The organism is Arthrobacter sp. 2RAF22 (assembly GCF_052115325.1).
Taxonomy (GTDB): Bacteria; Actinomycetota; Actinomycetes; order Actinomycetales; family Micrococcaceae; genus Arthrobacter.
Window position 1 is genome coordinate 96,695 of sequence record NZ_JBFRGL010000012.1, and the last position, 14,384, is coordinate 111,078.

12 protein-coding genes and 1 pseudogene are annotated in these 14,384 nt (G+C 65.0%); all 13 read right to left on the minus strand.

What is annotated here, in order from left to right:
- Positions 1 to 73: 73 nt before the first annotated feature.
- On the minus strand, positions 74 to 1,567 hold the full coding sequence (locus AB4068_RS11175) for a CoA-acylating methylmalonate-semialdehyde dehydrogenase (RefSeq protein WP_441433394.1): 1,494 nt from the start codon (positions 1,565 to 1,567) through the stop codon (positions 74 to 76).
- Entirely contained in the window at positions 1,567 to 2,592 is a 1,026-nt protein-coding gene (locus tag AB4068_RS11180; RefSeq protein WP_306964437.1) for a Gfo/Idh/MocA family protein, read from the minus strand. Before AB4068_RS11180 ends, AB4068_RS11175 begins: the two co-directional genes overlap by 1 nt.
- On the minus strand, positions 2,589 to 3,476 hold the full coding sequence (locus tag AB4068_RS11185) for a sugar phosphate isomerase/epimerase family protein (protein ID WP_441433395.1): 888 nt from the start codon (positions 3,474 to 3,476) through the stop codon (positions 2,589 to 2,591). Before AB4068_RS11185 ends, AB4068_RS11180 begins: the two co-directional genes overlap by 4 nt.
- Positions 3,473 to 4,252, minus strand: a complete 780-nt coding sequence (locus tag AB4068_RS11190) for an SDR family oxidoreductase (protein WP_441433396.1) — start codon at positions 4,250 to 4,252, stop codon at positions 3,473 to 3,475. Before AB4068_RS11190 ends, AB4068_RS11185 begins: the two co-directional genes overlap by 4 nt.
- Before the next feature lie 2 nt (positions 4,253 to 4,254).
- Positions 4,255 to 5,304, minus strand: coding sequence for an inositol 2-dehydrogenase (iolG, locus tag AB4068_RS11195; RefSeq protein ID WP_441433397.1), 1,050 nt, complete (start codon positions 5,302 to 5,304; stop codon positions 4,255 to 4,257).
- Positions 5,305 to 5,398: 94 nt separating this feature from the next.
- Entirely contained in the window at positions 5,399 to 6,331 is a 933-nt protein-coding gene (locus AB4068_RS11200; RefSeq protein WP_441433398.1) for a hydroxyacid dehydrogenase, read from the minus strand.
- Positions 6,332 to 6,406: 75 nt separating this feature from the next.
- Positions 6,407 to 7,423, minus strand: coding sequence for a LacI family DNA-binding transcriptional regulator (locus tag AB4068_RS11205; protein ID WP_306964426.1), 1,017 nt, complete (start codon positions 7,421 to 7,423; stop codon positions 6,407 to 6,409).
- Between the two features lie 2 nt (positions 7,424 to 7,425).
- The gene (locus AB4068_RS11210) at positions 7,426 to 8,643 is read right to left on the minus strand and encodes a Gfo/Idh/MocA family protein (protein WP_306964423.1); all 1,218 of its coding nucleotides are present in this window, start codon (positions 8,641 to 8,643) and stop codon (positions 7,426 to 7,428) included.
- 23 nt (positions 8,644 to 8,666) lie between these two features.
- Complete coding sequence (locus tag AB4068_RS11215) at positions 8,667 to 9,464, minus strand: HpcH/HpaI aldolase family protein (RefSeq protein WP_332602590.1); 798 nt, start codon at positions 9,462 to 9,464, stop codon at positions 8,667 to 8,669.
- Positions 9,461 to 11,413 carry a 3D-(3,5/4)-trihydroxycyclohexane-1,2-dione acylhydrolase (decyclizing) gene (gene iolD / locus AB4068_RS11220; protein ID WP_441433399.1) on the minus strand — a complete coding sequence of 651 codons (1,953 nt, stop codon included), beginning with the start codon at positions 11,411 to 11,413 and terminating at the stop codon, positions 9,461 to 9,463. The genes AB4068_RS11215 and iolD overlap by 4 nt, the downstream gene beginning before the upstream one ends.
- A gap of 22 nt (positions 11,414 to 11,435) precedes the next feature.
- Positions 11,436 to 12,866, minus strand: a complete 1,431-nt coding sequence (locus tag AB4068_RS11225; protein WP_306964416.1) for an aldehyde dehydrogenase family protein — start codon at positions 12,864 to 12,866, stop codon at positions 11,436 to 11,438.
- A 31-nt stretch (positions 12,867 to 12,897) separates the two neighbouring features.
- Positions 12,898 to 13,694 (minus strand): annotated as a pseudogene (locus AB4068_RS11230) (ATP-binding cassette domain-containing protein).
- 15 nt (positions 13,695 to 13,709) lie between these two features.
- On the minus strand, positions 13,710 to 14,384 hold a 675-nt coding region (locus AB4068_RS11235; RefSeq protein WP_441433400.1), incomplete at its 5' end, for an ABC transporter permease.

Sequence of the window (14,384 nt, forward strand, 5' to 3'; positions counted from 1 at the left end):
ACCCAACTAGCTCGCAGTTAATGCCGTTATGAGGGCTCAAAACGACATCTACTGCGAGTCAGTTGAGTGGCGACTAGTTGGAGGGGAAGTTGTACGAAGCTCCTGAGGCGTGGGTGGGTTCGGGCCAGCGGGAGGTGATGACCTTGCCGCGGGTGTAGAAGGACACGCCTTCGGGTCCGTAGATGTGCTTGTCCCCGAAGAGCGATGCCTTCCAGCCGCCGAAGGAGTAGTACGCCACCGGAACGGGCAGCGGCACATTGATGCCGATCATTCCAACGTCCACTGAACGTTGGAACTTCCTGGCGGACGCTCCCGAGGAGGTGAAGATCGCGGTGCCGTTGCCATAGGGATTGGCGTTGATGAGCCTGATGCCTTCATCCAGGTCCTCCACGCGCACAACCACCAGGACAGGCCCGAAGATCTCCTCCTGGTAAGCGCTCATTTCGGTCTTGACGTGGTCGATCACGGTGGGGCCAACCCAGAAGCCTTCCTCATGCCCGGGAACCACCAAGTCCCTGCCGTCCACGACCATCGCGGCGCCGGCCTGTTCTGCTTCTGTCACCGTCTTGACGATGAACTCACGGGATTCGGGGCTGATCACGGGACCCATGTCCGCGTCTGCGTCGGTGCCGTTCTTGACCTTGACGTCGAGGGCACGCTCTTCGACCTTCTTGACCAGCAGATCGGCGGCATCGCCGACGGCCACCGCAACAGAGATTGCCATGCACCGCTGACCGGCGGAACCGAACGCGGCTGCGGCCAGGTGGTCGGCGGCGTTGTCGAGGTCGGCGTCGGGCATGATGATTGCGTGGTTCTTCGCCCCGCCCAAAGCCTGGACCCGCTTGCCGTGCGCCGTCGCCACTTCAAGGATGTGCTTGGCAACGGGGGTGGAACCCACGAAGGAGATGGCGTCCACGTCCGGGTGCGTCAGGAGCCCGGAGATGACATCGCGGTCTCCGTGGAGGACCTGGAAGACGCCGTCCGGCAGCCCGGCGTCCTGGAACAGCTTGGCCAGCAGCATCGCGGCCGAAGGAACGCGGTGCGAAGGCTTGAGGATGAACGCGTTGCCTGTCGCGATCGCCATCGGCGCCATCCAGAGCGGCACCATGACCGGGAAGTTGAAGGGCGTAATGCCCGCGACGACGCCGACTGGCTCGCGGAAGGAGAAAACATCAATCCCGGTGGAGACCTGGTCCGAGTACTCACCCTTGAGCAACTGCGGGATGCCGCAAGCGAACTCGATAACCTCCAAGCCACGGCCGATCTCGCCCTTGGCGTCGTTGAGGACCTTGCCGTGTTCGGCGGTGATCAGGGCCGCGAGTTCGTCCACGTGGGAAGCGACGAGCTCGCGGAACTTGAACAGCACGGCAGTGCGCTTGGCCAGCGAAATGTCGCCCCAGCTTGCAGCAGCCTTCTTTGCGGCGGCGACGGTGGCGTCCAAATCAGCCAGGTTGGCCAGGCGAAGCTCGGCCGTCACGGCACCTGTGGCCGGGTTGTAGACGGGCTTGGTACCCGTTCCGCTGCCCGCAGTCTCGGCTCCGCTGATGAAGTGGTTGATGATGGTCATTACTGCTCCTGTAGTAGGTGGTGCTCCACGGCATGTACGTCGTTGACATCCCGCGGCAAGCCGGTGGCGAGTGATTCCTGGAGCGCCAGGCGGACGGCCAGGTTCTGTTCGGTCAATTCCCTCTGGACGAGTTCGGGTCCGGAGTTACGCACCCACGCACTGAACCGCTCGATTTCGGTCTTGAACGGGTCTTCCCCGATGTCGACAGACTCGCTCCGGCCATCGCGGAAGGACACGGTAACGCGGGCAATTTCGCCCGGATCTGGGTCGAAGGCCTTGTCCAGGGTGATGTGGCCTTTCGTGCCGATGATCTGGAACGTGTTGGTGCGCGGGCCTTCGAAGCCGCAGTCCAGTGTTCCCAGGACGTCCCCATAGTCCAGGATCGCGGCCATGGTCGTTTCCACCGGGTCCGTGCGGCTTGTGCCTTTGCCGTAGACGGTTTGCGGCGCGCGGCCCATGACCATGTTCATGATGTCGACGGCGTAGCATCCGACGTCGTTGAGCGCACCTCCGTCCATTCCCGGCTGGAGGCGGACCTCGCCTTCGCTTCGGTCCATGACGAAATGGAAGCGGGCGTGCATGGACACCAACTCGCCGATCTTGCCCGAGTCGATGAACTCACGGACCTTCTGGTGCTGGGGGTGGAAGCGGTACATGAACGCTTCCATCAGGTTCACCCCGTTGCGTTCGCAGGCTTCCAGCACCCGGCGGTAGTCGTGGGTGTTGGCGACGAGCGGCTTCTCGCAAAGGATGTCCTTTCCAGCCTCGGCGGCCGCAACAATCCAGTCGGCGTGCAGCGAGTTGGGGAAGGGCAGGTAGACGGCTTCGATGCTTGGATCGGCGAGCAATTCCTCGTGGGAAGAATAGGCGGCGGGGATACCGAAGCGCTCTGCGACTTCGGCGGCCTTTCCGTTCGGGCTGCTGATGGCCGACGCCACGGCGTTCCGGGCACGGCTCATGGCGGGCAGGAACCTGCCCTGGGCGATCCGTGCCGTGGTCAGCACTCCCCAGCGGACCGCGCTCATCGCTCGATTTCCGTTTCGAGTTGACGCAGGAAGGCCACGGACTGCCGGACATCCCGGACCGGGCCGTCGTCGGTGGGTTCGGTTTCGAGGATGGTGTCTTGCTCCATGGTGAACCAGCCTTCGTAGCCGGCATCCAGCAGGTCCCGGACGATTCCGGCAATGCCGACGTCGCCTTGACCCAGCGGTACGTACATCCCTGCCTTGACGCCGTCGGTGTACGAAATCTCCCCGGCCTGGACCCGCTGCGCGACGGCGGTTCGCACGTCCTTCAGGTGGGTGTGGCCGATGCGGGCAGCGTAGCCGCGGACGAGCAAGGCCGGATCGGTGCCGCCGATGAGCAGGTGGCCCGTGTCGAGGCACAGGTTTGCCGCGGTGTCGTTCAAAACCCGGTCAACATCCGAGGTGCTTTCGATCATGGTTCCCACGTGCGGGTGGACCACCGCCTGGATGCCTTTGTCAGCGGCGGCTTTGACCACGGCGTCGAGGTTCCTGCCGAACAGCTCCCAGCCTTCGGCGTCGAGCTCGTGGCGCTGGTCGTAGCCTGCGACGCCGGTCTCCGCGGCGAGGACCATGACGCTGGCCCCGGCTGCTTCGTACGCGTCCAGCTCAGCCGACACGACATCCAAGGGGTTCTTGGACGGATCGTGCAGGATGACTGGGAAGAATCCGCCGATGGCCTGGAGGTTGTGCCGCTTCAGCACCTCCGCGCGTTGGGTGGCCTGCTCGGGGAGGAAGCCGGCGGGGCCGAACTCGGTGGCGCTGATGCCCAGGGCGGTCATTTCGGACAAGACCCTGTCGGCCTCGAGCTGGTGGCCCCATCCGGGGACTTCACAGACGCCCCAGGAGATGGGTGCTGCGGCAAGGCGCTTGGTGATGGTGCTCAATCTGATCCTCCGTATACGTTTTGGTCCCAGTCGATGACCGAGCCTGTGACAACACCGCTCCTGTCGGAGAGGAGAAAGACAATGAATTCGGCGATCTCGTCCACTTGCCCGAGCTTTCCCATGGGGACGGATGCGTTGGCCTTTTCGAGCCAGTCCTCCCCTGCGCCGTGGAATTTCTTTTGGGTTTCGGCTTCCCCGTCCGTGGCGGTCCAGCCGATGTCCAGCCCGTTGATGCGGATCTTGTCCCAGCGGTGCGCATGCGCCGCATTGCGGGTCGCCCCGGCCAGGCCGGCCTTGGCGGCCACATACGGCGCCAAATACGGCTGCCCGCCAAGTTCAGCGATGGAGATGACGTTCACGATGCTTCCTGGCACACCCCTGCTACAAAGATGCTTGATGGTTTCGGCCATGATGAAGAACGGCGATTTCAGGTTCACCGCGATGTGCGCGTCAAAAAGCTCGGGCGTGGTGTCCAGCATGGTGCCGCGGGTGGTCAGGCCGGCCGCATTGACCGCGCAGTCGAGTTGCCCGAAGACGTTGATCGTCTCAAGCACCGAGTTCCGGGCCTGTTCGACGTCGGCGAGGTCGGTCTTGATGAACCGGGTCTCGACGCCGGAGGCTGTGAGCTCCGCGGCGAGCCGTTCACCTGAGTCCGCGTTCCGCCCGGTGACCGCGATGCCGGCCGCACCTTCGGCAGCTGCGCGTCGTGCGACGCCGGCCCCCAAACCTTGGGTACCTCCGCTGATGAGGATCACTTTGTCTTGGAGAAGTGGCATGGCTACGGGTGCCCGATCTTGACTGAGTTCTCGACCTTGACTGAGTTCTCGATCTTGACTGCGCGGCCCGAACGGGCGGACTCCTCGGCCGCGTTGGCCAGGGCTAGCGCCTGCAGGCCGTCGTCGAATCCCGGGCTGCAGGCAGTGCCCGAGCGGATGGCCTTGGCGAAACTGTCCAGCTCGTTCCGGTAGGCCTCGGCGTAACGCTCCAGGAAGAACGGCAGGTAGGCGTCCGCCTCTTCGGTGCCGGTAGCACCGTACTTGCGCACCGTCGTCGGGCTGACGTTGCCCGCGTTGAGCATCCCCTCGCTGCCGAACGCCTCCAGTCGCTGGTCGTAGCCGTAGGCGCTGTGGCGGGAGTTGGTGATGGTGACAAGTTCGCCGTCGCGTCCCCGGAGGGTGATGACCACGGAGTCGAAGTCACCGGCTTCCTCGATGTAGTCGCAGAACACGTTGGCACCGGCAGCGGAAACTTCGATGATGTCCGGCACGAAGAACCTGGCCATGTCCAGGTCGTGGATGCTCATGTCCCGGAAGATCCCTCCCGAGGTGGCGATGTAGGCGGCCGGGGCCGGCGCGGGGTCGCGGCTGATGATGGTCAGCTGTTCGAGGCGGCCGATCTCGCCCGCCACAACACGGCGGTGGATGGCCGCGAAGTTGGGATCGAAGCGCCTGTTGAACCCGAGCATAAGGGGAGTGTTGTTTCCCTTGATCACGTCGCGGCATGCGAGCGCACGGTCGATGTCGAGGTCGATTGGCTTCTCGCAGAGGGCCGCCACGCCTTGCGCCATGGCACGCGAGATCAGCTCGACGTGCGTGYTGGTGGGCGAGCCGATCACGACGGCGTCAAGGTCACCTTTCGCGAAGACCTCGTCGGCAGTCTCGACGGCGATGGCTCCGGTCCCCGCCGCCAACGTGCGGGCCCCTTCGATGAAGGGGTCGGCGATCCAGGCCAATTCCAGGTCCGGGTGGGCAGCGATGTTCCGGGCGTGGACTTGCCCGATACGGCCCGATCCGAACAGCGCGACTTTGAGGGGTCGATCAGTGGACATATGTGGGGTCCTTTCTAGCGGGTTGCCCGGAGAAGACCGGGGCCTTGGCTTGGTTCTGGAGAGTTGAAGGGGACATGCTCAACTGAGGGACCGGTCATGGCCCGGCCACCGCCGCGGGCGCGCGGCCGGCGAGGACGTCCACCGCACCCTGGGCGGCGTCCCTGACGGTGTGCGCCATGCCTTGACGTGTGAAGCCCATCAAGTGCGGAGTCAGGACCACGTTTTCGTGGTCGAACAGCGGGTGGTGCGCGGGTGGCTCGGGATCGTACACATCCAGGCCTAGACCGGACAGGTGTCCCGACTGCAGCGCCTCGTGGGCGGCGTCGAGGTCGATGAGGCCTCCACGGCTGCAGTTGATGAGGACCGCTCCGGGCCTCATGGCTTTGAGGCGGTCCGCGTTGATGAGGTTCTGGTTTTCGGGTGTCAGGGGCACGTGGAGGGTAGTGAAGTCACTGCCCTCAAGGAGCTCCTCTACGGTGTCGCACCGGATTTCCGGGGGAACCTCCGCGAACGGATCATAGGCGAGGACCTTGAGCTCGAAGGCTTCGGCGATCCGCGCCACCCGGCGGCCAATGCGGCCGTATCCGATGATGCCGAGCGTGAATCCCTCGAGGTCTCCGACGCCGACGGCGGCCCGCTGCTCCCAGCGTCCCTCACGGACCAGCGCGGTCAGCGGAGAGAGCTTCTTGACCAGGGCGAGCAAGTGGGCGAACACGCCTTCGGCCACCGAGGCGGTGTTGCTCCCGGGCGTGATGACCACCGGAATTCCCCGTCGATTGGCCTCGGCGACGTCCACGAGCTCGGTTCCGACGCCGGTCCGGGCGATGACTTTGAGCGCCGGCATGCGGTCCAACAGTTCCCGGTCCACGCGGTAGGCGGCCCTGACAATTGCTGCATCGGCGTTGGCCAGGTCCTCGTCGGTGGGGTCCTGAATGAGTCGCTGGTGTTCAGAGAGGAGCGGTTCCACCAGGTCGGGTTCAACGCTGCCGAGAGCGACGAAGATTTGGGGTGTGGTTATGGAAGCCATCGTCATCCTTGAAGATGTGGAGGTATGGGGCTGCGCCGAAAACGGCGTAGTTACGAGGTGTTAGAGGCCTCGGTTTTAAAGGCCCAGGAGGCTGGACTTCCGCACGACCAAGTGGGGCGTGACGGAATGGTGGACGAAGCCGCTGCCTTCACCATGGATGCGTTCCAGGAGGGTCTTGGCCCCTGTGACGCCAATGGTGGAGCTGTCCGGGTCAACGGTGGTCAGTCCCAGGCGCGGCATTGCACCGAGCGCGATGTTGTCATAACCGGTGACGGCTATTTCGACGCCGCGTTCATCGGCAGCGGTCATGGCACCAAAAGCGGCGAGGTCATTGATGCAGGCCAGCGCCGTGGGGCGCTGGTGCGTGGAGCGGGAACCAAGCGCCCTTTGGGCGGCAACATAGCCGGACTCCTGGAAGAAGTCGGCGTCGACCACGCGGATATAACGGGCCAGACCGTGCTCTTCCATTGCCGCCGAATACCCGTCCACGCGTTCGCGGCCAACCGAGCCACCCAGGCCGCCAAGGTGCACGATGTTCTCGTGTCCCTGGGCGATCAGGTGCTCAACAACCATGGACATGCCGAGGGCATCGTCGCTCCGCACGATATCGGCGGTATCGATGTAGTCCGGTCCGCCACCTGCAAAGACCACAGCCCCGCCGGAAACGGCACGGCTGAACGGTGCTTTGTCAGGCACGGTTCCGACGACGAGCAGGCCCGCGACCCGCAAGTCCCGGAAGGCCTGGAGGATGGACTGGTCCACTCCCCTGCCCGCCGCGGTGACCGCACTGAAGAGGACGGTGTGCCCGGCCTCTTCAAGTACGGTCCGTGCGGCGTCTGCGACGTCAAAGGCCCACGGGTTGTGCATGTCGCTGACCAGCACACCGATGGTTCCGCTGTCCCGTGTTGCCAGGGACCGGGCTGCGAGGTTCAACTCGAAGCCCATCTCTTCAACAGCCTTGAGCACCCGCTGGCGGCGTTCGTCGCTGACGCGCGGTGAGTCGCGCAGCACGAGGGAGACCAAGGACTTGGAAACGCCGGCGCGTTCTGCCACGTCCATGATCGTCGGCCGCCGGGCGGATGGAGGTGCCATGGTTATGCCCGCGCTGCCGTGGTGCCGTGGATTTCCTCGATCTTCTGCCATTGACCTGACAGCGAGGACGCTTCGGCGGCGCTGACAATGGCAGCGGCCGATGCGGCGTCGTGGATGTTGGAGTTTTCCTGTGCTCCTCCAGTGACGGCGACCAGGAACTTCTTGGCTTCGATGACCTTGAGGTCGTCAAAACCCATGCTGTTGCCGGGCCCGGGCTGGAAGTGAGCGTAATCGCCGTGACGGGGACTGGCGTTGACCGTGGTGTAGCCTTGCTCGTCGTTGTTGCGGCCCAGGCAGACCTTGAGTTCGTTCATGCGCTCGAAGTCCCATTTGAGCGAGCCTTCGGTCCCGTAGACTTCGATCTGGTAACCGCATTCGGGTCCAACGGCAACGCGCGAGGATTCGATGGTGCCGACGGCGCCTGCCCCGCGGGCGGACGGGCCGAAGCGGACCAGCGCTGCAGCGTAATCCTCATTCTCGACCTCTCCCATTTCACCGTTTTCGATCACCGCGAAGTGCGTCCCTGACCCCATCGCCAGCTTGGGGCGCTGCGTGTAGACCGTGCTTGTGAGCGCGGTTACCTCGGCGATGGGCCCAACTACATATTGGCACAGGTCGGTTGCGTGGCTGAACAAGTCCGCCAGCACGCCGGTGCCGGCGAGTTTCCGGTCAAAGCGCCAGGACAAAGCGCCGTTGGGCTCGGAAGCGTATCCGGAGAAGAACACTGCGCGGACGTTCGTGATGCGCCCAAGGCGCCCGTCCGCGATGAGCTTCCTGGCGTGCTCCACGGCCGGGGCGTGGCGGTAGTTGTAGCCGATGGAGGTCACGACGCCGGCCTCCACGGCGGCTTCCTGCACGGCTACGGTTTCTTCGTAGCCGCGTCCAACAGGCTTTTCGATCCAGAAGTGCTTGCCGGCTTTGGCAGCCGCGATGCCGATTTCGGCATGCAGGAAGTTGGGGGCGCAGATGGAAACGACATCGACGTCCGGGTGGTTCAGGACATCGTGGTAGTCGGTGGTTCCTTCCGCGAAGCCGAGGACATCGCGGGCGTAGTCCACCCGGTCCGGCGCTGTGTCCGCCGCGATGACGAGCTTGGTGGTCAAGCCAAGCTCGGGGTAGGCGTAGGGGACCGTCTGGTAGGCGCGCGAGTGGAGCTTTCCCATCCATCCGACGCTGATAAGGCCTACACCGACTGTGCGGGATTCTGGGCTCACGTTCATGCCTTTCTCGTTGAAAATTCTTGTCAGTTGCGGGCTGTGTCGAAGGCGTCCCGGAACGCCGCCGCCATGATGGTGGAGTCCGAGCCGATGGCCACGAACCGGAAGCCTTGGCGGACGTACTTGGCCGCCGCCATGCCGTCCACCGCGAGGATGCCGGCAGCTTTGTTGTGCAGTTGCGCGGCCGCGACTACCCGCTGGAGTGCCTCTTGGAAGACATTGCTGTCCAGTTGCATCGGGACACCCAAAGCGAAGGACATGTCCATCGGTCCGACGAAAAGGACATCCACGCCGTCCTGCGCCGCGATCTCCTCCACGTTCTCCAGTGCGTCCAGGGTTTCGATCTGGACGATTCCCACGGCTGATTGCTGGTCTGCGGTCAGCGGAGCCCGGTCCATGCCCCAGCGGCACGCGCGGTTGTACGTTGCCACGCCGCGGTCGCCGTACGGCGGATACAGCATGTGCTTCACGGTTTGGCCGGCTTCCTCCACCGAATTCAGGCGGGGCACCATGATGCCTGCCGCGCCTTGGTCCAGGACCCGGCCGATGCGTATCCGTTCTCCGCTCTCCACTCGAACAAGGGTGGGGACGCCGTAGCTTGCGGCCGCAAGGACACCGTCGCGGACCGCATCCTCACCGCCGGAACCGTGCTCAAGATCGACGAGCACCCAGTCCGCGCCGGCAGCGGCGCACACTTCCACCGCGGTTGCGGATGCCATGCCAACAAAGGTTCCCAGGGTCACCTCTCCGGCCGCCAAGCGGCGCCGCAGCCGGCCGCCGTCGAGCGGTCCGCCGTCGTAGTTGCGGCCACCCGAGTCGCTCATCCGAACCACCGCTGGCGGCTCTTTGCCTTCTCGTAGTCCGAGCGCAATGAACGGACCCATTCCTGTCCGGACACTTCCGCGGGAGCTACGTCCCACCAGACGTCGCCGCCAGGCAGGTCCACGTGGGGAACAGTGGGCACCACGATCACGACGGGTCCTTGGGTATCGCGCGTGGAGGCCAGCGCTTCCCGGACCTCTGCCGCCGTGGTGGCCCGGATGGCGAGGGCACCCAGGCCTTCCGCGATCTGCCGGAGGTCCACCTTGAGGTAGTCGCCGTCCAGCCGCGCATTGGGGGCGTCGTCGACGGCGACGCTGCCACCGGTGGTGCGGTAGCGGAACTCGTTGCCGAATTCGCGTCCCATGCGGTTCATTTGCAGGCGGTGGATGACCTGGTAGCCGTGGTTCTCGGAGACGACAACCGTGACGTTGAGGCCTTCCTGGGCCGCGGTGAGGATTTCCGTGGGTGCCATGAGGAACGTGCCATCACCGATGAAGGTGACCACCCGGTTGTCGTTGTTGCCCTCGGCCAGGCGGACGCCCATGCCGGCTGCGATTTCGTAACCCATGCAAGAGAAACCGAATTCCAGGTGGCAATTGCGGTTGCCCGTGGCATCCCAGACTTTTTGCAGGTCACCGGGAGGTCCTCCTGCTGCGGCGATGATGGTGTCGCCGGAGCGGGCGTGCTCCTGCATCAGTCCGATCAGCTGCGGTTGGGTCAGGACGGCTCCGGTGACCGGCGCGTCCGGGTGGTCTTCCGGGCGGTAGGCAGTGTCGGCGTCGAGCCATTGGGACCGGATGGGCGCCCACTTCGCCTTCTCGGAATGGACTGTTTCCTGCCAGCTTTCAGCGGTGCTGTGGCCCTCCAGTGCCCGGGCAAGTGCCTCCAGGCCCAAGCGGGCGTCCGCGAGGATGCCGGTGGCGCCTTGCTTGCGGGTATCGGTGTCCACGATGTTCAAGGACGCGAATCGGACGTCCGGGTTTTCGAAGATCGATTGGGAGCCGGTAGCGAAATCGGTGAGGCGCGTGCCGACGCTGAGGACCAGGTCGGCTTGCTTGACCAGGGTGTTGGACGCGAAGTTGCCCTCGAGCCCGACGCCGCCCACTTGCCACCATTCGTCCTTGGTCACGGCGCCCTTGCCGCCGAAGGTCTCGACGACGGGAATTCCGACCTGGCCTGCCAGCGCCTCGAGCGCCGCGTGGGCGTCGGAGTAGTGGATGCCGCCGCCGGCGATAATCACGGGACGCTCGGCCGAACGGATGAGCCGGGCGACGTCGTCGACCTCTTCCAGGTCCGGAAGCGGACGCCGGATCTTCCAATCGCGCGGCTCGAAGAATTCTGCCGGGAAGTCGTAGGCGTGCGACTGCACGTCCTGGGGCAGCGAAATGACCACGGCTCCCGTATCCGTGGGGCTCGTGAGCACGCGCATTGCCTGCGGAAGGGCGGTCAGGAGCTGCTCCGGGCGGTTGATCCTGTCGAAGAAGCGCGATACGGGGCGGAACGCATCGTTGACCGTGGCATCTGCCTCGGTGGGGTGCTCCAGTTGCTGCAACACAGGGCCCTGGTGCCGCGTGGCGTAGGTGTCACCGGGCAGGAGCAGGAGCGGGACCCTGTTGACCGTTGCCAGGCCGGCGGCGGTCACGAGGTTGAGCGCGCCCGGGCCGATGGACGCCGTGACGGCGAGGACTGCCTGCCGGCGGCTCGCCTTGGCATATGCGGTGGAGATATGCGCCAGGTACTGCTCGTGCCGGCCTTGGATGAAGGGCATGTCGTCGGCCAGTTCGTCCAGTGCCTGGCCGAGGCCTGCCACGTTGCCGTGGCCGAAGATGCCTAGGGCGGCGGGGACCAAGCGGCGGCGGACGCCGTCGGCGAGCGAATACTGTGCCGAGAGGTACTTGATGACCGCTTGGGCCGTGGTGAGCCTGATGGTCTGCGATGGTGTGGTGGTCATTGCCTTATTCCCGTTGTCGTCGTTACCAGGGGCGCCCGTGCAGGACGACCGTCTTCTCTTCGGTCATTTCCTGGACAGCAGAGCGGACGCCTTCCTTGCCGATTCCGCTGCCTTTCAAGCCGCCGTAGGGCATGAGGTCGGCCCGCCACAGCGGCGACCAGTTGATGTGGATGTTGCCGGCGTCGATCTGCCGCATGGCCTGTACCGCACCGGCGACGTCGCTCGTGAAGATTCCCGCGCCGAGTCCGTACTCGTTGTCGTTGGCCATCGCGATGGCGCTTTCCATGTCCGGCGCGGAGGAGACCGCGACGGCGGGCCCGAACAGTTCGTTCCGGCTCAGCGGCGACCGGGGGTCGACGCCGGCAACGACGGCGGGAGTCACCACGGCGCCGTCACGGTCACCGCCGGTGAGGACACGGGCGCCGGAATGGCGGGCCTCGAGGATCGAGGTGTGGACGCGTGAGGCTTCCTCTTCGGAGATCAGCGAGCCAAGGCGCGTATCCTCTTCCTTGGGGTTGCCCACGGCGATCGCTTCGACCTTCGGGACCAGCGCGTCCAGGAAGTCTTTCTCGACGCGGCGGTCAACGATGACCCGCTGCACCGAAATGCACACCTGGCCTGCGTTGACGTAGCCGCCAGCCGCCACCGCAGTGGAGGCGAGTTCGAGGTCGGCGTCCGGCAGGATGATCACCGGGCACGAAGCACCCAACTCAAGGGACAGCTTCTTCACGCCCGCGATCGAGCTGATGCGCGTTCCGATGCTGGTGGAGCCTGTGAAGGACACCTTGCGGACCCGCGGGTCCGTCACAAGCACGTCGCCCAGGGAGCTGCCGGGCCCGGTGATCACGGACAGCGCGTCGGGCGGCAGGCCGGCGTCGACGAAGCACTGCGCCAGCTTCAGCGCCGTCAGCGGCGTTGCGCGGGCCGGTTTAAGGACGACGGCGTTACCGGCTGCCAGCGCGGGTGCAATTTTGTGCAACACCAGCAGGGCCGGGTAGTTGAACGGCGTGATGGCGACGACGATGCCCACAGGCTGCCGCAACGTGAAGCCGATCTTGTCCAAACCCGTCCCGGCGTTTGCGTCCAAAGGAAGCGTGGAGCCGTACAGCTGGCTCCCTTCGTAGGCGGCGAGGCGGATGATGTTCCCGGAGCGACTGGCCTCGCCCCGGGCTTCCGTGATGGGCTTGCCGGATTCGGCGCTAATAGTCTGGGCAATGTCCTCGGCACGTTCATCCGCCAGGGCGGCCGCGCGCAGGAGGATATCGACACGCACGTGGGCCGGTGTTGTCCTTTGCAGGTGGGCGCCGATTTCGGCACGGTCAAGGGCGGCTTGGGCGTCCTGGACCGTCGCAACGGGGACTGTGTCGATCGTCCGGCCGTCGTAGGGCGAGCGGACTTCCTCGGTCCTTCCGTCGGCGGCGCCGCGCCAGTTTCCGGCTATTAGCATTTCCATGGTTGCTCCATCAGGTTGTAAACGTTCGCGCTTAGTGGCGCTTGGTGTTGCTCTCGTATGCCGCGTCGGCGACTTCGGCGACTTCGGCTTGGACTTCCTTGAGGGCTTGGGTGTGTCCGCCGAGTTGTTCGAGTTCGTGGGCGAGTTCGGCCAGTTCCGCGCCGCCGGCCATCTGGGCGGTGAGTTCGTCCAGGGTGATGTCCTTCTTGTCGTAGTAGCCGATGGCTTCACGCCCAGCGCGGCGGTGGGTTCGTCCAGGATCAGCACCTTCGCCCCGAAGTACACGGCCCTCGCGATCGCCACGCACTGGCGTTCACCGCCGGAGAGCTGGCCGATGGGCTGTTCCACATCGCGCAGGTCGATCCCCATCTGGGCCAGTTCCTTGAGCGTGATGTCCTTCATTTTCTGGACATCCATGGACTTGAACGGGCCCCAGCCGGTGGTCAGTTCCGAGCCGAGGAAGAAGTTCCGCCAGATCGGCATCAACGGCACCACGGCCAGGTCCTGGTAGACCGTGGCGATGCCGGCGTCCAGGGCGTCGCGGGGGGAGTTGAACTTCCGCTCCTCCCCCATGATCTTCAGCACCCCGGCGTCGTGCTGGTGGAGGCCGGCGATGATCTTGATCAGCGTGGACTTGCCCGCGCCGTTGTCCCCCAGCACGCAGGTGACCCGGCCGTTGTCCACGGCCATGGTCACGTCCCGCAGGGCGATGATGTTCCCGTAGTGCTTGCCCACCGCGTCCAGGGAGAGCAGGTGCACGGGRGTGTGGGTCAGCGGGTCCTTCTCATCCTTGAGCAGGGTCTGCTGGTCGATCTGTTTGGCATTCATTCTCTTGCGCCCCTTCTACTTGAGCTCTGCGCGGCGTTTGACGATGAGGTTCACGATGGTGGCCAGCAGCAGCATCAGGCCCAGGAAGAACTTGAACCAGTCCGGGTTCCACTGSGCGTACACGATGCCCTTGTTCGCCATCCCGAAGATGAACGCACCGATCGCCCCGCCCACCGCGGAACCGTACCCGCCGGTGAGCAGGCAGCCGCCGATCACCGCGGCAATGATGTACAGGAACTCGTTGCCCACGCCCTCACCGGACTGCACCGCGTCGAACGCGAAGAGGTTGTGCATGCCCAGGACCCAGCCGCAGAACCCCACCGCCATGAACAAGCCGATCTTGGTCTTGGTCACCGGGACACCCACCGCACGGGCAGCGTTCGCGTCCCCGCCGGCGGCGAAGATCCAGTTGCCCACCTTCGTGCGCAGCAGCACCCAGGACGCGATCGCGACCAGGATGATCCAGAAGAACACCGTGATCTTCACCTCGACCCCGCCGATGCTGACCGACGACGCGAACACCGCATGCGCCGACTCGAACCCGTCCAGCTTGGAAATCGACGGCGAGGACACGGACCCGCCAATCAGCCGGGTCAGGGCCAGGTTCAGGCCCGTGAGCATCAGGAACGTCGCGAGCGTCACGATGAAGGACGGCAGCTTCGTCTTGACCAGGATCCAGCCGTTGATGAA